The 19,311-nt window shown below is 72.8% G+C and carries 17 protein-coding genes; 6 read left to right on the top strand and 11 right to left on the bottom strand.

Annotation, left to right across the window (positions count from 1 at the left end; genetic code table 11):
* Positions 1-153: 153 nt before the first annotated feature.
* Entirely contained in the window at positions 154-2,316 is a 2,163-nt protein-coding gene (gene cyc2, locus SRB17_RS32770) for a germacradienol/geosmin synthase Cyc2 (RefSeq protein WP_153543778.1), read from the bottom strand.
* A 179-nt stretch (positions 2,317-2,495) separates the two neighbouring features.
* On the opposite strand from cyc2, the gene SRB17_RS32765 reads away from it, so the two are divergent.
* Both SRB17_RS32765 and SRB17_RS32760 read left to right on the top strand, forming a co-directional pair.
* Positions 2,496-3,350, top strand: a complete 855-nt coding sequence (locus SRB17_RS32765) for an alpha/beta fold hydrolase (protein ID WP_153543777.1) — start codon at positions 2,496-2,498, stop codon at positions 3,348-3,350.
* Positions 3,347-4,609 (top strand): cytochrome P450, encoded by a 1,263-nt coding sequence (locus tag SRB17_RS32760; protein ID WP_323376582.1) that lies wholly within the window; start codon positions 3,347-3,349, stop codon positions 4,607-4,609. Before SRB17_RS32765 ends, SRB17_RS32760 begins: the two co-directional genes overlap by 4 nt.
* Here the strand turns inward: SRB17_RS32760 and SRB17_RS32755 are convergent.
* Complete coding sequence (locus SRB17_RS32755) at positions 4,602-5,792, bottom strand: damage-control phosphatase ARMT1 family protein (RefSeq protein WP_153543776.1); 1,191 nt, start codon at positions 5,790-5,792, stop codon at positions 4,602-4,604. The two genes, SRB17_RS32760 and SRB17_RS32755, sit on opposite strands and share 8 nt — an antisense overlap.
* A gap of 22 nt (positions 5,793-5,814) precedes the next feature.
* Entirely contained in the window at positions 5,815-6,462 is a 648-nt protein-coding gene (locus SRB17_RS32750) for a ScbR family autoregulator-binding transcription factor (RefSeq protein WP_153543775.1), read from the bottom strand.
* Positions 6,463-6,920: 458 nt separating this feature from the next.
* Between SRB17_RS32750 and SRB17_RS32745 the strand changes: the two genes are divergently transcribed.
* Positions 6,921-7,736, top strand: a complete 816-nt coding sequence (locus SRB17_RS32745; protein WP_153543774.1) for a lytic polysaccharide monooxygenase — start codon at positions 6,921-6,923, stop codon at positions 7,734-7,736.
* 31 nt (positions 7,737-7,767) lie between these two features.
* Here SRB17_RS32745 and SRB17_RS32740 read toward each other — a convergent pair whose 3' ends face one another.
* Positions 7,768-8,421, bottom strand: a complete 654-nt coding sequence (locus SRB17_RS32740; RefSeq protein ID WP_153543773.1) for a Tat pathway signal sequence domain protein — start codon at positions 8,419-8,421, stop codon at positions 7,768-7,770.
* A gap of 682 nt (positions 8,422-9,103) precedes the next feature.
* Here SRB17_RS32740 and SRB17_RS32735 point away from each other — a divergent pair.
* Together SRB17_RS32735 and SRB17_RS32730 are read left to right on the top strand one after the other, a co-directional pair.
* Entirely contained in the window at positions 9,104-9,859 is a 756-nt protein-coding gene (locus SRB17_RS32735) for a DUF6230 family protein (protein WP_153543772.1), read from the top strand.
* A 5-nt stretch (positions 9,860-9,864) separates the two neighbouring features.
* Positions 9,865-10,332 (top strand): DUF6114 domain-containing protein, encoded by a 468-nt coding sequence (locus tag SRB17_RS32730; protein ID WP_323376581.1) that lies wholly within the window; start codon positions 9,865-9,867, stop codon positions 10,330-10,332.
* A gap of 82 nt (positions 10,333-10,414) precedes the next feature.
* Here SRB17_RS32730 and tatA read toward each other — a convergent pair whose 3' ends face one another.
* Genes tatA through SRB17_RS32715 form a run of 3 tightly spaced genes read right to left on the bottom strand, consistent with a single transcriptional unit; the run spans position 10,415 to position 13,780 of the window.
* Positions 10,415-10,672 carry a Sec-independent protein translocase subunit TatA gene (gene tatA, locus SRB17_RS32725; RefSeq protein WP_323376580.1) on the bottom strand — a complete coding sequence of 86 codons (258 nt, stop codon included), beginning with the start codon at positions 10,670-10,672 and terminating at the stop codon, positions 10,415-10,417.
* A 29-nt stretch (positions 10,673-10,701) separates the two neighbouring features.
* Complete coding sequence (locus SRB17_RS32720) at positions 10,702-13,371, bottom strand: HAD-IC family P-type ATPase (RefSeq protein ID WP_323376579.1); 2,670 nt, start codon at positions 13,369-13,371, stop codon at positions 10,702-10,704.
* Positions 13,372-13,411: 40 nt separating this feature from the next.
* Positions 13,412-13,780 carry a metalloregulator ArsR/SmtB family transcription factor gene (locus SRB17_RS32715; protein WP_323376578.1) on the bottom strand — a complete coding sequence of 123 codons (369 nt, stop codon included), beginning with the start codon at positions 13,778-13,780 and terminating at the stop codon, positions 13,412-13,414.
* A 209-nt stretch (positions 13,781-13,989) separates the two neighbouring features.
* Here SRB17_RS32715 and SRB17_RS32710 point away from each other — a divergent pair, with 209 nt between their 5' ends.
* On the top strand, positions 13,990-14,445 hold the full coding sequence (locus SRB17_RS32710) for a tellurite resistance TerB family protein (RefSeq protein ID WP_153543769.1): 456 nt from the start codon (positions 13,990-13,992) through the stop codon (positions 14,443-14,445).
* Between the two features lie 136 nt (positions 14,446-14,581).
* Here the strand turns inward: SRB17_RS32710 and SRB17_RS32705 are convergent, their stop codons facing one another.
* The 4 genes from SRB17_RS32705 to SRB17_RS32690 form a co-directional block, all read right to left on the bottom strand.
* Positions 14,582-15,964, bottom strand: coding sequence for an MFS transporter (locus tag SRB17_RS32705; protein ID WP_153543768.1), 1,383 nt, complete (start codon positions 15,962-15,964; stop codon positions 14,582-14,584).
* A 218-nt stretch (positions 15,965-16,182) separates the two neighbouring features.
* The gene (locus SRB17_RS32700) at positions 16,183-17,142 is read right to left on the bottom strand and encodes an ABC transporter substrate-binding protein (protein ID WP_323376577.1); all 960 of its coding nucleotides are present in this window, start codon (positions 17,140-17,142) and stop codon (positions 16,183-16,185) included.
* Positions 17,143-17,282: 140 nt separating this feature from the next.
* Entirely contained in the window at positions 17,283-17,951 is a 669-nt protein-coding gene (locus tag SRB17_RS32695; RefSeq protein WP_323376576.1) for an ABC transporter permease, read from the bottom strand.
* Positions 17,948-18,601, bottom strand: a complete 654-nt coding sequence (locus SRB17_RS32690) for an ABC transporter permease (protein WP_153543765.1) — start codon at positions 18,599-18,601, stop codon at positions 17,948-17,950. Before SRB17_RS32690 ends, SRB17_RS32695 begins: the two co-directional genes overlap by 4 nt.
* Positions 18,602-19,311: the final 710 nt, after the last annotated feature.

Genomic DNA, 19,311 nt, shown 5'->3' with positions numbered 1-19,311 from the left:
GACGCGCCGGCCCGCGCCCTGGCCGACGCGGACCTCCGTCAGGAGGCCCGCGCGGTCCTGGCGGGCGGCGGGGCGACACGCGGCGCCCTGCGCGAGGCCGCCCGCACGGGGCTGGGCGAGGCCGCCGCGGAGGTGGCGGGACGGCCGGTGAGGTCAGCTGACGAGCTGGACGGGCGGCGCCGGGGGCCGGTCGGGCAGGAAGCCGTGGGCGCGGCGGCCCAGCCACTCGGCCTTGTAGCGGTCCACGTTCCGGTGCCAGTTCAGGATTCCGGCCATCCAGTTCTGCAGGTCGAGGACATGCCCGTCCATGGCGGCCCGCCCGGCCTCCGAGAGCCCGAAGTCGTCGTAGAGCACAGGCAGTTCGTGCTCGACGACGTGCTCGAACTGCTGCATGCGCTGGGTGGTCAGGTCGTGTACGACACGCAGGGCAGCCGGATAGTCGGCGCCGAAGAAGTTCTGCACCACCAACACGGAGTTGTGGATCTCGCCCTCGTACTCGATCTCCTTCTGATACGAGAAGATGTCGTTGAGGAGGCAGGCGTAGTCGATGGCGGCGTTCTCCAGGGAGCGGACCGGGCCGCTGCGGTACACCTCCGGCGGTACGGCGGGGCCGTGGCCCATCCGGCACAGACTGAGAGTGAGGTCGGAGCCGAAGGTGGCGCGCCGCATCTCCAGGTAGTCGACCGGGTCGGGGATGCGGTTCTGCAGCTGGTTGGACAGCTCCCACACCCAGCTCTCGGTCATCGTGTCCACGGCGGCCTTGAGGGTGCGCCGCTGGTCGGCGGTCATGTCGGCCGTCGTCCGCGTCCACAGGTCGGTCAGGCCGCGCTCCATGGCGTTGGCCGGGACGAGGGCCGGATCGCCCTCGACGGGCATGCACTGCGACAGCCGGGCCGTGGTCAGCCGGGCGGCGGCGAGGTCCCGGCGGTGGCCGTGGACCAGCGGGTAGTAGTCGTCGCCGTACGTGCCCCAGGCGAGCCACTGGGCGCTGAGGTCGAGGGCTTCGGGGGTGGCGTCCGGGTCCAGGCCGGCGGAGCACAGCGCGAGGTCGTAGGCGGCGAGCTTGTCCTCGTCCCAGACGCCCTCCTCGAGGATGCCCATGCGGTGGGACCAGCCGACGAGGTTCCGGCGGGCGGCGTCGAGGTGGGGGCTCAGTTCCAGCCGGTACGGCATGTGGAACTCGGGCAGGAGGGGCGGGCCGACCTTCTGGTACGGCACGTGGGTGTAGGCACGCAGGCGTTCCTGCGCGGCTGCGGCGAGGAGGGCACGGACGTCGGCGGCCGCGACGCCGGGGCCGCTGGGCAGCTGCCAGGGCGAGCCGGGCCGCGCGCCCTTGTTCATGTAGCGGCTGGAGCGCAGGTGCCATTCGTGGCCGCCGGACTGCCAGTCCTGCAGTCCCTTGGTGTAGGCGGCGACCGCGGCGACCTGGTCCGGGGTGAGGCCCTTCTCCAGGGCCGCGGCCGGGACCTCGGTGAGCGCGGTGTGCTCGAACTGGTGCAGGCGTGAGGTGAGGATGTCGTTGACGGTCTCGGCGGCCTCCTGCGTCGTACAGCCGAAGAAGGTCTCCAGCACGAGGACGCCGTTGCTGTTCTCGCCCTCGTCCTCGACCTCGCGCTGATAGGAGAACAGGTCGTTGCGCAGGTGGACGGCGTCGGCGAAGGTCTCCATGAGGACCCGCAGCGGCCGGGTGCCGGAGACGGCGGCGGGCACCTCGGCGGTCGCGTACTCCACGAGCCCGGCCGACCAGGGGGCGCCGCCCACCTTGCGGCGCATCTCGATGTACTCGACGGGGTTGGCGATCCGCCCCTCGTTGATGTTCGACAGCTCCCACATCGACTCGTTGAGCAGGTGCTCGGTGGCCACGGAGAAGCGGCGGCGCCAGTCCACGGACATGGACGGCACCGTGCGCGCCCACAGGTCCTTCAGCCCCGCCTCGACGGGGTTCTCCGGCTCCGGCACGGCGGTTGCCGGGTCGAGCGGCATGAACAGCGGCAGCCGGTCCAGGTGGGCCTTTCCGGCGGCGCGGTCGGGGGTGCGCTTGTACATGTCGAGGAAGTGGTCGTCGAAGAAGAACACCCACACGTACCAGTCGGTGATGAGCGAGAGAGCGGGTCCGTCGCAGTCGGGGTGGGTGTAGGCGCACAGGAGCCCGTAGTCGTGCGCCTCCAGGTCGGCCTGCTCCCAGATCCCGGAGCCTTCCAGCATGCCCATCTCGCGCGCCCACCCGGTGGAGTGGGCGCGGGCCTCGTCGAGGTGCGGGTTGAGCCGCGCGGGATACGGCATGTAGAAGTGCGGGAGTTCGAACGGCTGCGTCATGGCCGGGGCCCTACCCGCGGCCCCCAACGCCCATCCGCCGCACGGGACATGATCACACCATCGCGTGAACCACCGCGAAAAGGCGGAACTCCGGGTTCGGACGAGCACCGTGGCGAGGCCCTCCGGCATGCCCCGTCCGCACTCTTGCCGTGCCCTCGCGGGCGGGCCACGGTAGGCGCATGACCTCCTTCGTGCTGCCCCATGAGGTGCACGGCGACGGCGCCCACAAGGTGTTCGCCGTGCACGGCTGGTTCGCCGACCGGTCCGCCTACGCCGCCGTCCTGCCGGATCTCGACCGCACCTCCTTCACCTATGCGCTGGTCGACCTGCGCGGCTACGGCGAGGCCCGGGACGCGGCGGGTGCGTTCACGACGGCCGAGGCGGCCCGGGACCTGGTGGAGCTGGCCGACCGGCTGGGCTGGGACCGGTTCTCGGTGATCGGGCACTCGATGGGCGGCGCGGTGGCACAGCGGCTGGCCGCCACGGTCCCGGACCGGCTGCGCCGGATGGTCGGCGTCTCCCCGGTGCCGGCCTCGGGCGTGCCGCTGGCCGGCGAGCAGGCCGCGCTGTTCACGGACGCCGCGCACCAGCCGGAGTACCGGCGTGCGATCCTCGACTTCACCACCGGGGGCCGGCGTCCCGCAGCCTGGCTGGACCGGATGGTCGCCCGCTCGCTGGAACGCAGCGACGCGAAGGCGTTCCGGGCCTGGCTGGACTCGTGGGCGGGCGAGGACTTCCACGCCGACGTCGAGGGCAGCGAGGTGCCCGCCCTGGCCGTGGCCGGGGACCTGGACCCGGCGCTCTCCCCGGAGGTCATGCGGCAGACCTGGATGTCCTGGTATCCGCGTGCCGAGCTGGTGGCGCTGCCGTTCGCCGGGCACTACGCCATGGACGAGGCCCCGCTGGACCTGATCCGCGTGGTCGAGGACTTCCTGCGGGCGGACGGCGAAGAACCCGCGGACGCCGAAGACCCCGCGGGCGCCGCAATCCCAGCGGCTGCCGTGACCGCTGCCGGCGAGGGCGAGCCGGCGTGAGCGTGCGGGCGGCGCGGCCGGTGCCCGACGTGTTCGACCCGCGCCGGTACGCCGTCGGCGTGCCCCACGACGACTACCGCCTGCTGCGCGACCGTCATCCGGTCGCCTGGCAGGAGGAGCCGGAGGTGCTGGGCTGGCCGGCCGGGCCGGGGTTCTGGGCGGTGACCCGGCACGCGGACGTCGTCCGGGTGCTGAAGGACGCCACGACGTACTCCTCCCACCTCGGCGCCACCCAGATCCGCGACCCGGATCCGGAGGACCTCCCCTTCATCCGGCGCATGATGCTCAATCAGGATCCGCCGCGGCACGGGCGACTGCGTCGGCTGGTGAGCAGGGCCTTCACGCCGGGCCGGGTCGACCGGTACGCGGCCGTCGCCCGGGAGCGGGCGCGCACCCTGCTCGCCGGGGCGCTGCAGCAGGCGCGGGAGGGGGACGGCACGGTCGATCTGGTGGCCACCGTCACCGACGAGTACGCCCTGCTCAACCTGGCGGATCTGCTGGGCGTACCGGAGAGCGACCGGCGGCTGATGCTGCACTGGACGCAGCGGGTCATCGGCTACCAGGACCCGGACGAGGCCGGTCCGGCGGTGCTGGACGCCACGGGCAAGCCCGTCGATCCGCGGTCCCCGGCGATGCTGAAGGACATGTTCGCCTACGCCGGACAGCTGGCCGCACACAAAAGACGGTGTCCCGCCGACGACATCATGACGACACTCGCCCACGACGCCGAACTGGCCGGCGGTGAACTGGAGATGTTCTTCTTCCTGCTCACCGTCGCCGGCAACGACACCGTACGCAGCGCTGCACCCGGCGGGCTGCTGGCACTGGCGGAACACCCGGAGGCGTACGCGTCGTTGCGCGCCGGGACGGCAGAACTCGCGACCGCCGTCGAGGAGTTGTTGCGCTGGCACCCGCCCGTGCTGACCTTCCGGCGGACCGCCGCGCGGGACACCGAGCTGGCCGGGCAGCGGATCCGGGCCGGGGACAAGGTCGTGGTCTTCCACGCCTCGGCCAACCGGGACGAGCGGGTCTTCACCGATCCGTCCCGGCTCGACCTCGCCCGCTCCCCCAACCCGCACGTGTCCTTCGGCGACGGCCCGCACGTCTGCCTGGGCGCCCACTTCGCACGGCTGCAACTGCGACTGCTCCACGAGGAGGTGCTGCGGGTGGTCCCCGAGCCGCGGCTCGTCGCGCCCGCCGGGCGTCTCGTGTCGAACTTCATCAACGGCATCAAGTCACTGCCGCTGCAGGTCACTTGACGTCAGTGCCGGCAACCTGGATCAGCGCGTGTGTGCCGCTGGTGCGCCACCGTCCGTCCTCGGCGGCCACCAGCGCGGCCTCGGTCGCCGCGGACAGGCCGGTGACCACGTCCGACTTCAGGGTGCGCAGCGCGGCGACCGGGCCGGGGAAGTAGCCGGTCGTCTCCGCGAAGGGTGTGGTCGGCGGCCAGAGCCGGTCGCCCACCAGGCGCCGGTAGTTGAGGTCGCCCTTGAAGACGGTCAGGGTGGCCGCGGCGAACTCGGCGCGCAGGTCGTCCGGCATCTCCTCGTACGGCAGCGGGGCGCAGGAGAAGGGGTGGGCGCGCACGGTGAGGCGGCCGTCGGCCATGGCCGACCAGAGCACGCGCGCGTACGTGGCGGCAGCGCCGGACGCGGCACGCAGCCGGTGCAGGGCGTCGACGACGTCGGCGGTGGTGGCGTCGGAGACGTAGTACGGGTACGGCTTGACATGCAGCACCGTCCGCGCGGCCCGGCCCTCGTCGAGGAGATGGGCGATCAGCAGCAGGTCCGGGACGAGTTCGCGGCCCGCGTTGTCCGCGACCAGGACCAGGGTGGCCGTACCGTCGGGCGGCAGCAGCGACCACAGAGCCGCGCTGTCGTCGGCGACCAGCGCGGGGGCCGGGTCCCGGGCCTCGGCGCCCTCGGCGGAGAGCCGGAAGCCGAGGTCGGCGCGGTTGCCCCACAGCGAGCCGTGCAACAGGGCACGCGCCCGCTCCTGCTCCGGCAGGCCGGGCAGCACGTCCAGCGCGGCCAGTTCCTCGTCCGTCTCCGGCGCGTCGAGTTCGGCGCGCTTGAACGGGCGGAAGGGATCGATGCCCTGCCAGGTGCCGGGGCCGAACCAGCCGACGGCGTCCAGCAGCCGCCGGTAGAAGTAGCTCTCGGACCACAGCCACGGCACGTCGTACCAGGAACGCCCGGCGCAGCCCGCCAGGCCCCACTCCCGCCACCGGTCCCGGTCCGGGGCATCGGCGGGCAGCGGCTCGACCGTTCCCTCGGTGCAGCTCTTCAGCAGCTCGTCCAGCGCCCGGTGCTGCCCGGGGCCGTACGGGAAGGCGTCCCTCACCCGGCCGATGATCGCGGGGTGCCGTTCGGCCAGCACGCTGTGCGGGAAGGAGCCGGGTTCGTTGCCGAGGATCACGGGTGCGAACGGGGTGGAAGGCATGTCCGTCACCGTATCGCGCGGGTCAGACGGTTCTGATCTCCCGCTCCAGCTGCGTGGCGAGCGTGACGTAGCGGGGGCGGCGGTGCACCGGGACCAGGCCCCGGATCAACAGGTGCCACATCTCGGCGACCCGGCGCGGAAGCCGTCCCACCGGTTCGAGCGAGCGGCCGGCGACCCGGGTTCCGACGAAGAAGGAGACCAGGGAGTGCGCGACGACGCCGACGTCGAGATCGCCGTGCAGATCGGACTCCCGGACGGCTCCGGTGAACTTCCGCGTGGCGAAGTCCAGCCATTCGGTGAACGGATGCCTCAGGGGCGGCCGTACGGCCACGTCGGCGGTGGCGAGACGCAGCGCGGCGCGCGGCACCGGGTCCTCCACGGCGAGTCCGGCGATCCCGAACGTGGTGCGCATCAGCGTCTCCAGCGAGGAGCAGCCGCGGCTCTCGACCTCGGCGACGAGGGCTTTCGCGGCGCCGGCGTTGAGTTCGAGGATGGCGTGGGCGAGGTCCTCCTTGGCAGCGAAGTGGAAGTACAGCGCCCCCTTGGTGACGTTCGCGTGCGCGACGATGTCGCTCAGGCTCGTGGACTCGTAGCCGTGCCGGTCGAACAGATCGGCGGCGGCCGTGATGATCGTTGCCCGGGTCTGTTCGGCGCGTAACTGCCTCGCCATCCTGGGACCCCTCCTCGCGAGTCGTACGAACGGGACATGCGGTTTGTTTTTGACCCCTTGCACACGATAACTCACCGACCGGCAGCGGCAGTCCGGGGAGCGGGCCGGCACCAGGACACGTGTCACCGGCGTATCCGGCGCCGGACGGGCCCCCGACGGTCCATGAACGACGAGACCAGAACGGCTCCCCCTTTTTTTACCGGGCTGCCCCCGGCAGTCGCGGGGCGGCGGGTGCCGGACCCATGATCGCCACGATACGAGGATGACCACCGGCTCCTCAACGGGGTCTCGAAGGAGGCGCGTTACGTCCGCATCGGTCGGTGATCCCGCGCCCACCGTCGGTGCGTTCACGCCCCCCTCGGGCCGCCGCTACGCCGCGCCGGCTGAACATGCGGGACGTCTCCGCCGTAATGGACCGCGCAGACCCCGTTCCCGCGCCCGCCGAGGAGACATCCCGGATGACCCGGACGACAGCCCGACCGAGCGTCATGGCGGCCGCCGCCGCGGCCCCGCTCCTGCTCCTGTCGTGGGCGGCGGGCCCCGCCCAGGCGCACGGGGCACCCACGGATCCGGTCAGCCGGGTCTACGCCTGCTCCCCCGAGGGCGGCGAGTCCGGCCGCTCGGCGGCGTGCCGGGCGGCCGTCGCGGCGAACGGGGCGCCCTTCACCGCGTGGGACAACCTGCGGGTGGCAGGGGTGAACGGCCGTGACCGGCAGGCGATTCCGGACGGCAGGCTGTGCAGCGGGAACCTTCCGGCGTACCGGGGCCTCGACCTGGCGCGGCGGGACTGGCCGGCGACCCGGCTGGCGCCCGGCGGCAGACTGACGATGACGTACGCCTCGACGATCGCGCACACGGGCACGTTCCGGCTGTATCTGACCGAGCCCGGCTACGACCCGGCGAAACCGCTCAACTGGTCCGATCTGCCGGAGCGGCCCTTCGCACAGGTCACCGATCCACCGCTGCGCGACGGGGCGTACCACCTCTCCGCGACGCTGCCGAAGGACCGGACAGGCCGTCAGATCCTCTACACCGTCTGGCAGAACAGCAGCACGCCGGACACCTACTACTCGTGTTCCGACGTGGTCTTTCCGGACAAGGGGGCGGGCGAGGCGAAGGCCGGACCTGTCCGGGCGACACGTCCGGCCCCCGTCGCGCAGGGGCACGTCGGCCGAGCCACACGGCCCTCGGCACCCGCGCTGGCGGGCGGCGCCGCCGCGGTGCTGGTGCTCACCGGGGGCGCCGCCCTCGCAATGCGTCTACGCCGACGCTGAACTCCGATGGACTGCGGGGAAAGTTGGTGGCTCAGTTGACGTAGACCGGGGTGCCGCCGTCCGTCACGGGCGCGTACTTGGCGGTGAAGTAGCCGCTGGAGAAGCACAGCGACGAACCGGACGTCTTGCTGAACTGCTGGTTGGTGAAGCTGATGCTGTTGTCGGTGTTGTCGGCCTTCCCGGTCAGGGAGGGCGCCTGGTAGACGCAGGTGATGGAGCCCAGCAGGGTGCGCAGCTTGACCGTGGTCTGGATGGTGGAGCCGCTCGCCGGCGAGACGGTGAGGGTGCCGTCGGAGGCGACCGTCGCCGTGTAGGGCAGGTTGTCGACGGTGATGCTGCTGACGCCGAGGACGCCGGTGACGTTGCTGGTGCAGGAGCTGCTGTCGAAGGTGTGCCCGGTGACGGACTCGGTGGCCGTGCCGGGGGCACTCGGGTTGCCGGTGACCGTGGCGGTGAACTGCGAGGACGTGCAGCTGACGCCGCTGGTGCCGGTCGCGCTGGAGTAGAGCGTGGCGGACGTGCCGGAGGCCAGCGGCGCGGTGAGGGTGTCACCGGTCGCGACGGCGGTGCCGCCCGCACCGCCGGTGGTGAGGACGGCGCCGCCGTCGGCGGAGGCGGGGGCGGCGACCGCGAGGGCGAGTGCGGTGACGGTGCCGGTGAGGGCGAGGAGGGATCGCGTACGCATGCGGGTGCCTCTTTCCTGGGTGGGGTCCGGGTGAGGTGGGGTGGGGGGTGGCGTCCGATGCCGTGGTGGTGAGGGCGCGTGATGCGCTTGGGGGCGCGTGATGCCGTTGGGTGGGGGCGCGCGATGTCGTTGGGTGGGGGTTTGGCGGTGCCGCCGGCGCAGGACCGTGCGCCTTCTCCGTACGCGACGGTCCGGCGACGGCGGCGGTCCGGGCACCGGCCGAAGACCCGGGGGAAGGCCTTCGGCCGGGCCGGCAGGGGGCGGCCGGGCACGGCCAGGGGGAAGGGGCCATGCGGTGCCGCACTGATGTGAACGGTTTCTGTCGGCCTGGCTGAGCGGTCGGCGTGAGAGGCCGGGAAACGCATCCGGTGCCGCTCGGCGGATCCGGCGCCACGGATCCGTGAAACAGGGGAAGTTGTAGACCTGATCAACCGTCAACGTCAAGCACTGCAAGGGTAGTTGTGGTCTCCGATCGCAGCTCGCGCACATCCGGCACGCTTTTTTCACATCTGCCTTGACCCCCGGAAGTAACCGGCGGTAACTTCCTCGAAGGCTACTGCCGCGTAACGAGAAAGCCCTTGCTCCGCCGGGGTGCGAGGAGACCTACGCGACAGTCGCTGTCCGCGCCAGGACACCGCGCCGCTGAAGCCCAACCCGCAGATCCATGCCCATGGGAGCAGACATGGCCTCGTCCCCGGACGTCCCGTCCGTCGGCAACACCCCCGAGAACCCGGGAACCGGTTCACCCTCCGAAGCCGCCGCAGCATCCGAGGTCTCGACAGCATCCGGAGTCCCCGAAGCCCCCGAAGCGCCGCACGCGGGCGGGGCCGGGACCTCCGACGCCGAGAGACGAGGTCGGGTCCGGGCCCGCCGGGCCGCGGTGATGGCGGTGCCCGCCACCCTCGTCGCCGCCGGTCTCGCGGTTCTCACCGCCCAGGGGGCACTGGGCGTGCAGTTCGCGATCTCCGGCATGCCGTTCACGGTCACCGCGACGGAACTGGACGGAACCGGTTTCGAGCAGTTCGGCGGCCTCGACAACATGGCGGACGGCAGCCCGAACGCCGGGGACACCGGGGGCCAGGAGCTCGTGGTGACCTCCGCCATCAAGAACGCCACGCTCACCAAGCTGTGCCAGAGCGTCGACCTCGGCGGCACCAACCTGCTCATCACGGCGGGCAGCGGCGCGGACAAGGTACAGGCGACCGATCTGACCACCGACTCCACGGAGCTGTCCGGCGACGCGGCGTTCGGCAACATCGAGATCGGCAACGACGCCGGCACGCTCACCAAGGCGGGCGTGAAGGGCCCGATCGGCGTGTTCAGCCAGCAGGCCGACACCGTGCACATCGCCAACCTGCGGCAGACCAACTACGCGACGACGGCTGGCGTGTTCAAGCTTCCGGGGCTCAAGCTCCGCTTCAGCGACTCGGGTTGCTGATCGCCGTGGCCGACCGTCCACACCGGGGAGCGCGAACCGCCTTCCGTGGCTGGCGGGCCCGCCGGCCGTTCTGGGGCGGGCTGCTGCTCGCGCTGGCCGGCGGCGAGATCCTGCTCACCGAGAAGGCCTCACTGAAGGTCGTGATGCACATCGGTATGCAGGGGGCCGCCGGCTACCTGCTGCCGGGGCTGATGGCGCTGCTGGGCCTGCTGATCCTCTTCAACCCCGCACAACGGCTCTTCTACTCCGTCACCGGCGTCCTGCTGTCGCTGGGCACCTGGGTCACGTCCAACCTGGGCGGCTTCTTCATCGGCCTCCTGCTGGGCGTGACCGGCAGCTGCCTCGCCTTCGGCTGGCTCCCCGACCAGGAGCCGCGCGTCAGCCGCCGGCGCCGCAGACAGGCGGAGGCGGCGACGCGTGCACGGGCCGAAGGGACCAAGGGCGCGGAGGGGGCGGAGGGTCTGGCGGCCTGAGGGTCCGCCGGCCGACCGCTCAGGCGCCGCCCCGCCCGCTCCGCCCCTCAGCCCGTCCTCACCGGGACGCGGCGGACGCCGCCTACTGCGTGGCCGTAGGCTCGGCCGCCGGCGCGTGGACCTCGCTCGCGGCCACGACCTGCGACGGCTCCACGACCGGCGTGCCGGTGGCGCCCGGCGTGCCGTGCTCGTCCTTCATCGCCTTCGCCTCGCTCTTGAGGATGCGCATCGACTTGCCCAGCGCCCGCGCGGTGTCCGGGAGCCTCCGGGAACCGAACAGCACGAGGAAGACGATGGCGACGATCAACAGGTGCCAGGGCTCGAGTCCGTTGCGGAGCACGACCGCCCCCTTCTCGGGAAAGCTTGCTACTAAAGGTTGCTGTTTTGCGCAACTGTACAACCTGCGGGCTGCGGCCGGCGCCGTGCGTGGCGGATCGTCGCGACGGTGAGGGCCAGGGCGTACAGGCCGAGGACGGCGGCGAGCAGCAGGTGGTACGGGGCGGGCAGGGCGGTCATGCCGAGCGCGGCGCCCAGCGGGCTGGGCGGTACGGCGAGTCCGACGGCGGCGAGGAAGGCGGCGGCCCAGCCGACGGGTCCGGGCCGCCCGCCGCGCGTGAGGCGGCGTCCGTGGCGCAGGAGCAGCATGACAAGCGCCTGGGTGAGCAGGTTCTCGGTGAACCAGGCGGAGTGGAACACGGCCTCGTCGTCCAGGGCGTCGGGACCGTCCAGAGCGAGCGCGAGGACGCCGAAGGTGGCGAGGTCGGCGAAGGCGTTGAGCAGGCCGAAGCCGGTGATGAACCGCAGGAAGGCGGGCGGCCGCAGCAGGGTCGGCCGGCGCAGCTCGCCCGGGTCCGGGCGGTCGTGGGCGAAGGCGAGCTGGGCGGCGTCGAAGCACAGGTTCTGCGCGAGCACCTGGACCGGGAGCATCGGCAGGAAGGGCAGCAGCAGCCCGGCCGCGAGCATGGCGAGGACGTTGCCGAGGTTGGAGGAGAGGGTCACCCGCAGATAGGCGGCGATGTTGGCGCTGCTGCTCCGGCCGGCGGTGACGGCGTGTCCGATGGCGGTGAGGTCCTTCTCGGCCAGCACGACGTCCGCGCTCTCCCGCGCCACCGCCACGGCCCCGCGCGGCGCGATCCCGACGTCTGCGGCGAGCAGCGCGGGCACGTCGTTGACGCCGTCACCGAGGAAACCGACGGTGTGCCCGGCGGCCCGCAGCCCGGCGACGACACGGGCCTTGTCCTCGGGGGTGCACCGGGCGACGACCGTGGTGGTCCCGGCGGTGACCTGGCCGGTACGCACCGGGTTCTCGTCCTCGCGGACCTCGGCTCTGCCCGGCCCGGCTCCGTCACCGCGGCCGGACGCCCCCTCGGTACCGGCCGAGACCGTGTCGGCCCCGCCCGGGTCCCCGCCCCCGTCCGTCCGTACCTCGCCGGGTTCCAGCCCCAGCTCCCGGCAGACGCGGACCGCCGTTGCGGGGTGGTCGCCGGTGAGGACGTGGACGTCGACGCCGAGGGCGGCGAGGGTGCGCAGGGACTCGGCGGCGCCGGGGGCGAGCTCGTCGCGGAAGGTGACCAGACCGCGGAAGGTGAGGCCGCGTTCGTCGGCGGGTGTGTGGGGGCGGGCGCGGGCGGGCCGGTCGGCGGTGGCGACGGCCAGTACCCGCTGCCCCGCCTCCGCCTCGCGTGCGGCGAGCGCGAGCAGCCGCCGGCGCTCGGCGTCGTCCGGCAGGTCGCAGCGCTCCAGGACGTCCTCGGCGGCTCCCTTGGTGATCAGCAGGTGCCGGCCGGGCCGGCCGGCGACGACGGCGGTCGCGAGGCGCCGGCCGGGCGCGACGGGCAGTGCGGCGAGGCCGTCGTACTCCTCCCCCGCGGCTCCGGCGACGTCGAGCAGTGCCTCGTCGAGGGCGTCGGGGGCGGGCAGTTCGGCGAGTTGCAGGGTCCACCAGGCACAGGCGGCCGCGCGGCGCAGCACCTCCGGATCGTCCCGGCCGTCGGGTCCGAGCGAGCGGGCGGCGACCGGCCGGTCCTGGGTGAGGGTGCCGGTCTTGTCCACGCACAGCACGTCGATCGCGCCGAGGTCGTGCAGCGCGGGCAGCCGCCGTACGACGACCCGGCGGGTGCGGGCCAGCAGCGCGGCACTGCGGGCGAGGCAGGTGGTGACGATCACCGGGAGCATCTCGGGGGTGAGCCCGACGGCCACGGACACGGCGAACGGCAGTGTCTGCAGCCCCCGGCCGCGCAGCGCCGCGCCGGCCATCAGCACCAGCGGCGGGGTGAGCAGCATGAACCGGACCAGCACCCAGGCGATGCCGTGCACGGACCGGTCGAAGGCGCTGGGCTCGCGCGGCTCGGGCGTCCGCTGCGCGGCGGCGAACCGGGTGTGTGCCCCGGTGGCCACGACGACCGCGGTGGCCCCGCCCGCCACGACCGCGCTGCCCTGGAAGCACAGATGGGACTCGGCGTGCGGCTCCGGCAGATCGGCGGCGGCCTTGGCCACGGGCGCGGACTCGCCGGTCAGCGCGGCCTCGGACACCGTCAGCCCGTGGGCGCGCAGCAGTCGTACGTCGGCGGGCACGAGGTCGCCCGGACCGAGCCGTACGACGTCGCCGGGGACCAGGTCGGCCACCGGGACCTCGTGGGCGCGCGGGGCGGCGGTGTCGTCGGTGCGGCGCAGCACGGTGGCGGTGCCGACGACGAGTTCGCGCAGGGCGGCGAGCGAACGGTCGGCGCGGCGCTCGCCGGCCGCGCGCAGCGCACAGCTGACGGCGACCAGGGCGAGGATCACCGTGGCGGTGCCCCAGGAGGCGACGAACGCCGAGACCAGGCCGAGGGTGAGCAGGACGGTGGTGAACGGGTCGCGCAGGCCCCGCAGACCGCGCCGGAGCGCGGACGGGGTGCGCGGGCGGGGCGGGGCGTTCTCGCCGTGGCCGACGAGCCGGGCGGCGGCCTCGGCGTCGGTGAGTCCGCGCGGGCCGGTGTCCAGGCCCCGCAGGACCTGCAGCGACGTACCGCTCGCCGGGCCGGGGCCGGGTCCGCTCACCGGATCGGTCCCGGCTCGGCTCACCGGGCCCCTCGGCGGCTCAGAGGCCACGGAGGCGGCGGGCCGGCGCCGGGGCGGCCGCGGCCCGTTCGGCGAGCCGGCCGACGAGAAGGCGTACGACGTCGACGACGGCGGCCTGTCCGGCGGCGGCCACGAAGTACACCTGACGGCGGCCCTCGCGGCGGGAGCGGACGAGCCCGGCGAGCTTCAGCTTGGTCAGGTGCTGGCTGACGGCGGGCAGCGCGCCGCCGACCCGCTCGGCGAGCCCGGTGACGTCGCTCTCCCCCTGGATCAGCGCCCAGACGATGTGCAGCCGGGCGGGCGAGGCGAGCAGTCCGAAGGCGGCGGCGGCCTCGGTGAGCACCTCGGCGGAGGGGTCCTGGTAGCCGGTCCCGGGCCCTGTCGCCACTGTCGCCTTCCCTCCGCGTCGTCCTGCGTTCCGTCTGTTCCGTCTCTGTGCGGGGATTCAGTGTAGGTGGGCGGGAACTTCGTCCGGGTCGGCAGGAACTTCCCGGCGGCCCCAGGAGTTTCTACGGTGCTGTAGAAATTGCGGCCGGTGCGCACCGGTGTGCGGGGCAGCACCCGGCCGCCGCATACGACGGATATCGAGGAGTGCGCATGGCCCTGTGGGACCGCTTCAAGGAGTCGGCGTCGCAGATGCAGACCCAGTTGGTGGCGAAGAAGAACGACCTGAAGAGCGGCGCGTTCCGCGATGCGAGCATGGCGATGTGCGCGCTCGTGGCCGCGGCGGACGGGACAGTGGATCCGTCGGAGCGGCAGCGGGTGGCCCAGCTCATCGCCACGAACGAGGTGTTGCAGAACTTCCCGGCGGACGACCTCAGGCGCCGCTTCGAGGAGAACCTGAACAAGCTGACGACCGACTTCGCCTTCGGCAAGGTGAGCGTGCTGCAGGAGATCGCCAAGGCGAAGAAGAAGCCGGCCGAGGCGCGGGCCGTGGTCCAGATCGGCATCGTGATCGGCGGCGCGGACGGCGACTTCGACAAGACGGAGCAGGCCGTGGTGCGCGAGGCGTGCTACACGCTGGACCTGCCGCCGCACGAGTTCGACCTCTGAGCCTGCGAGAGGGCGGCGCGGGACCGCGCCCACCGGGCAGGGCGGTAGAGACCGTGCGCGGCTGCGGGTGCGTGGGGGCTGGTCGTTCCCACGCGGCGAAGCCGCACATCGCCAGGGCCCCGCGCCCCTTCGGGCGCTACGCCGTCCCGACCCGTCCGCTCGCCACCCAGGTCACCCCCAGCAGCCCCACCGCCACCCAGCACGCGCCCTGTGCTGCGTCCGGGCCGGTCCCCGCCAGGTAGGCGCTGCCGAGGACGGCCACCCCCAGCGTCGCCCCCAGCTGTTGCACCGCGTTGAGCAGTCCGGCCGCCGAGCCGATCTCCTGCGGACGCAGGGGTCGCAGGGCGAGGGTGAAGAACGCGGGCGTGAACAGGCCGGCGCCGAGGCCGACGAGGGCGAGGGCCGGCAGCAGCGCGGCCGGGTAGTGCCCCGGCGCGGTCGTGCGGTAAGCGGCCACGGCGGCGAGCAGTCCGCCCAGCAGCAGCCCGAGCCCGTACGGCATGACCCGCCGCCCGTGCCGCCGTACCAGCCGCGAGCCCGCCCACCAGGAGGCGAGGGCGAGACCGGCGGACCACGGCAGCAGGCTCAGTCCGGACGCCAACACGCCCGCGCCCGCGTCGAGTTGGAGTTGCAGGACGACCACCACGGTCAGTCCGTTGGTGACCGCGAAGAAGGCGGTGGAGGTGACGAGAGCGGCCGGGAAGCCGCGGTGCGTGAACAGGCTGGGCTCCAGCAGCGGGCGGGCCGTGCGCCGCTGACGCCGGGCGAAGCCGGCGAGCACGAGCAGTCCGGTGCCGAGCAACAGCCAGTCGGACGCGTGCAGTCGGGTGAGGTCGCCGCCGATCAGCGGGTACACCAGGAGCCCGGTGCCGAGCGCGGCCAGTGCGGTGCCGGGCCGGTCGAGGGCCGGGCGGTGCGGGGCGCGGTTCTCCGGCAGGTTGCGGGCGAGGGCCAGCACCAGCGCGGCCACCGGCGCGTTCACCAGGAACGCGGACCGCCAGGACGAGCCGAACAGGTCGGCGTGGGTCAGCACACCGCCGACGACGGGTCCGCACACGGCGGCGAGGCCCATCACCGGTCCGATGCTGCCCAGCGCCTTCGCCGTCTCCTCGCCCGAGAACATCGCCTTGATCAGCCCGATGGTCTGCGGAATGATCAGCGCCGCCGCGGCGCCCTGGACGGCCCGGAAGGCGATGAGCAGCCCGGGGGACGGCGCCAGCGCACAGGCCACGGACGCCGCCGTGAACAGCGTGACGCCGAGGACGAACACACGGCGCCGGCCCGCGATGTCCCCGAGCCGCCCGCCGGTGATGAGCAGCACCGCGAACGGCAGCGTGTAGGCGGCGCCGAACCACTGGACGTCGGAGACCGGCCCACCCAGGTCGGCATGGACGGCGGGCGCCGCGACCTGTACGACGGTCGCGTCCAGCAGGTTCATCGCCTCGCCGAGCAGCAGGGCGGCCAGGCCGGGCCACCGCCTGCGGTAAGGGGTGGCGACGGCCACGGGTGTTGTGGTCATGGGTGTTCCGCTGTTCCTCTCGCTCTCGCACGCTGGGCCGGGACCGGCCCCGGGCCAGCGTGCGAGAGCGAGAGTGGCGGGCTCCACCAGGAGCGGTGCGCACGCCGATTTCTTCCATCGGCGGCCCTGTTGCCGAAGGAATCCGACAGAATCGACAGCACGTCACGAGGCGCGGACGGGTGAGGTCCGGCCTCTCGCCGTGGGGTGCCTGTCGCCCGTCAGGCGAGGCCGGCGGACTTCAGCCAGGCCCTGGCCACGTCCAGCGGGTCCTTGTTCTGGGTCTGCACCTGGGTGTCGAGGTCCAGCAGGGTCGTGGTGTCGAGCTTGGCCGAGACCGCGTCGAGCGCGTCGACGCCCTTCTGGGGCAGGGCGCTCTTGTGGACGAGCGGCTGGACGTTCTCGAAGCCGAAGAGGTTCTTCGGGTCCTGCAGGACGACGAACTTCTCCTTGGAGATGGTCGGGTCCGTGGTGAAGATGTCCGCGACCTGCACGGCGTTCTTCTTCAGCGCGGCCTGGGTGAGCGGGCCGCCCGCGTCGAGCGCCTTGAAGGAATTGAACTGAAGGCCGTAGACCGACTTCAGGCCCACCAGACCCTGCTGCCGGGTCTGGAACTCCGGCGAGGCGCCCATGACCAGGTCCTTGGCGATGCCCTTGAGGTCGGCGATGGTCGACTTCCCGGTGAGGTGGTACTTCGTCGCGGTGGCCGCGTTGACCGTGACCGAGTCCTTGTCCTCGGCCGGCGAGGGCTTGAGCAGGGTCAGCTTGGAGTCCAGCTTGGCCTCGATGGCCGTGGTGGTGGCATCGGCCGTCTTCGGCGTCGCCTTCGGGTCGAGGTAGGCAAGCAGCGCGCCGTTGTACTCGGGCAGCACCGAGATGGAACCGTTCTTGATCAGCCCGTAGGTGGTCTCGCGGCTGCCGATGTTCGGCTTGTAACTGACCTTGATTCCCTTGGCCTTGAGGGCCTCGCCGTAGATGTCGGCGAGCAGGGTGCTCTCGGGGAAGTTGTTGGATCCGACGACCACGGTGTCGCCGCTCGCCTTGCTGTCCGTCAGCGGGTTGCCGCCGGACTTGTCGTTGGAGGAACAGCCCGCCAGCAGAGCCGTCGCCGCCGCGAGGGCGACCACCGCCGCGCCTCGGTTCCTCCGGATGGACCTGCTGATGCGGTTGGTGGAAGTCACCCACCGATCCAAGCCAGCCGGTTCTCGGTCAGTCAAGGGCTGCAGATCACCGATTGGCCTCGATCTGCGGTCGGTTGCGGGGCAGCCGCCTTGTGCGGGTCTCGTGGACCGGCGGCGGCCCGCACCCCGGCCGGCAGGCGTCAGCTGCTCCGCCGTACCCCCGGCGAGACCGTGATCCGGGAAGCCGCCCAGAACACCAGGAGGGTGGCCAGGGCGAGTCCGGCGACCAGGGTGGCGCCGCCGACCACCTTCTCGTAGTTCCGCTGGTAGAGGCCGTCGATGATGTAGCGGCCGAGTCCGCCGAGGCTGACGTAGGCGGCGATGGTCGCGGTGGAGACGATCTGGATGGCCGCGGTGCGCAGGCCGCTCAGGATCAGCGGGAGCGCGACCGGCATCTCCACCTGGAACAGCACCCGCGCCTCGGACATCCCCATGCCCCGGGCGGCGTCCACCGGCGAGGGGTCGACGGAGCGGATCGCCTCGTACGTGGTGACCAGGATCGGCGGTACGGCGAGCACGACCAGCGGGATCATCACCGGCAGCAGGCCGAATCCGATCCAGATGAACATCAGGACCAGGAGACCGAAGCTGGGCAGGGCCCGGCCGGCGGTGGCGATCAGCGCGAGGGCGTTGCCGCCGCGGCCGTAGTGACCGGTGACCAGACCGACGGGCAGTCCGATCAGGGCGGCGAACAGCAGTGCTTCCAGGGAGTACTTGACGTGCTCGGCGAGTCGGGTGGGGATGCCGTCGTAGCCGTGCCAGTGGGCACTGTCGCTGAAGAAGGCGTGCACGAAGTTCAGGACGTTCACCGGGTGGCACCCTTCCTCGGCATCCAGGGGGTGAGCAGGCGGCGCAGGAGGACCAGCAGCGCGTCGGCGAGGACGCCCAGCAGCGCGGTCGTCAGCACCGAGTTCACGGCCAGGGCGGGCCGGTGGTAGGTGTTGGCGTCGTAGAGCATGTTGCCGAGGGCGCCCTGGTTGCCGATCAGCATGCCGACGCTGACCAGGGAGAAGCTGGAGACGACCGCCACCCTGAGCCCCGCGATGATCGCGGGCGCGGCGATGGGCAGCTGGACCTGGAGATAACGGCGTACGGGGCCGAAGCCCATGGCCTGCGCGGCGGCCAGGGTCTCCGGTGGCACCGACCGGACGCCGTCCACGATCCCCGGCACCAGCACCACCAGGCTGTAGACGGCGAGCGGGATCATCACCGTGGTCTCGCTCTGCCCGAAGTAGTCGATGAGCACGACGAAGAAGGCCAGCGACGGGATGGAGTAGAGCACGGTGGTGATGCCGAGGACGGGTGGGTAGACCCAGCGGAAGCGTACGCAGAGCTGGGCCACGGGCAGCGCGACGAGCAGCGCGGCCAGCACCGGCAGCAGGCCCTCACGCAGATGCACGCCGACGAGCCCGAGGTAGCTGTGCTGGAGATCGCTCGGAAGGTCGAAGAAGCCGTTCATCGGGCGGCCTTGAGGTCGTCGGCCCCGCCCGAGCCCTGCCGGCCGAGCCGGGCGCCGGCGCCGTCCGCGTCCTGGCCTGGCGCGGAGTCTGCACCGTCAGCGTCCGGGCCGGCTGCGGCGTCCGCGCCGTGCGTATCCGGGGCGGCTGCGGAGTCGGTGTCGTCCGCGGACCGGCCGGCTTCGGCCTCTGCACCGTCCGCGCCCTGCCCAGGCCCGGTGGCGGCGCCGTCCCCGACCCGGTCCGGCGTCGCGCCCGCACCATCCGCACCCTGCCCAGATCCGCCGCCGGTGTCGGTGCAGTCCGCGGGCCGAGCCGGTGCGGAGTCGGCGCCATCCCCGGGCCGCCCAGCTCCGGCGTCGGTGCCATCCGCACCCCGCCCGCGCTCGGCACCCGCCCCCTCCACACCCCGCCCAGGCCCAGCGGCGGCGCCGTCCGGACCCTGGCCGAGCTCGGCACCGGTGCCATCCGCGCCCTGCCCAGATCCGGTGTCGGTGCAGTCCGCGGGCCGGCCCGGTGCGGAGTCGGCGCCATCCCCGGGCCGCCCAGCTCCGGCGTCGGTGCCATCCGCACCCCGCCCGCGCTCGGCACCCGCCCCCTCCACACCCCGCCCAGGCCCAGCGGCGGCGCCGTCCGGACCCTGGCCGAGCTCGGCACCGGTGCCATCCGCGCCCTGCCCAGACGCGGAGTCGGTGTCGTGCGCAACCCGCCC

Source organism: Streptomyces sp. RB17 (assembly GCF_009604455.1).
Classification (GTDB): Bacteria; Actinomycetota; Actinomycetes; order Streptomycetales; family Streptomycetaceae; genus Streptomyces.
The sequence above is the reverse complement of the archived record's forward strand: the minus strand, read 5'-3'. Positions and strand labels throughout refer to the sequence as shown.

Excerpts from the sequence above, each read along its gene's own strand:
- cyc2 (WP_153543778.1), bottom strand. The coding sequence starts at position 2,316 with ATGACGCAGCCGTTCGAACTCCCGCACTTCTACATGCCGTATCCCGCG.
- SRB17_RS32765 (WP_153543777.1), top strand. The coding sequence starts at position 2,496 with ATGACCTCCTTCGTGCTGCCCCATGAGGTGCACGGCGACGGCGCCCAC.
- SRB17_RS32755 (WP_153543776.1), bottom strand. The coding sequence starts at position 5,792 with ATGCCTTCCACCCCGTTCGCACCCGTGATCCTCGGCAACGAACCCGGC.
- SRB17_RS32750 (WP_153543775.1), bottom strand. The coding sequence starts at position 6,462 with ATGGCGAGGCAGTTACGCGCCGAACAGACCCGGGCAACGATCATCACG.
- SRB17_RS32745 (WP_153543774.1), top strand. The coding sequence starts at position 6,921 with ATGACCCGGACGACAGCCCGACCGAGCGTCATGGCGGCCGCCGCCGCG.
- SRB17_RS32740 (WP_153543773.1), bottom strand. The coding sequence starts at position 8,421 with ATGCGTACGCGATCCCTCCTCGCCCTCACCGGCACCGTCACCGCACTC.
- SRB17_RS32735 (WP_153543772.1), top strand. The coding sequence starts at position 9,104 with ATGGCCTCGTCCCCGGACGTCCCGTCCGTCGGCAACACCCCCGAGAAC.
- SRB17_RS32710 (WP_153543769.1), top strand. The coding sequence starts at position 13,990 with ATGGCCCTGTGGGACCGCTTCAAGGAGTCGGCGTCGCAGATGCAGACC.
- SRB17_RS32705 (WP_153543768.1), bottom strand. The coding sequence starts at position 15,964 with ATGACCACAACACCCGTGGCCGTCGCCACCCCTTACCGCAGGCGGTGG.
- SRB17_RS32690 (WP_153543765.1), bottom strand. The coding sequence starts at position 18,601 with ATGAACGGCTTCTTCGACCTTCCGAGCGATCTCCAGCACAGCTACCTC.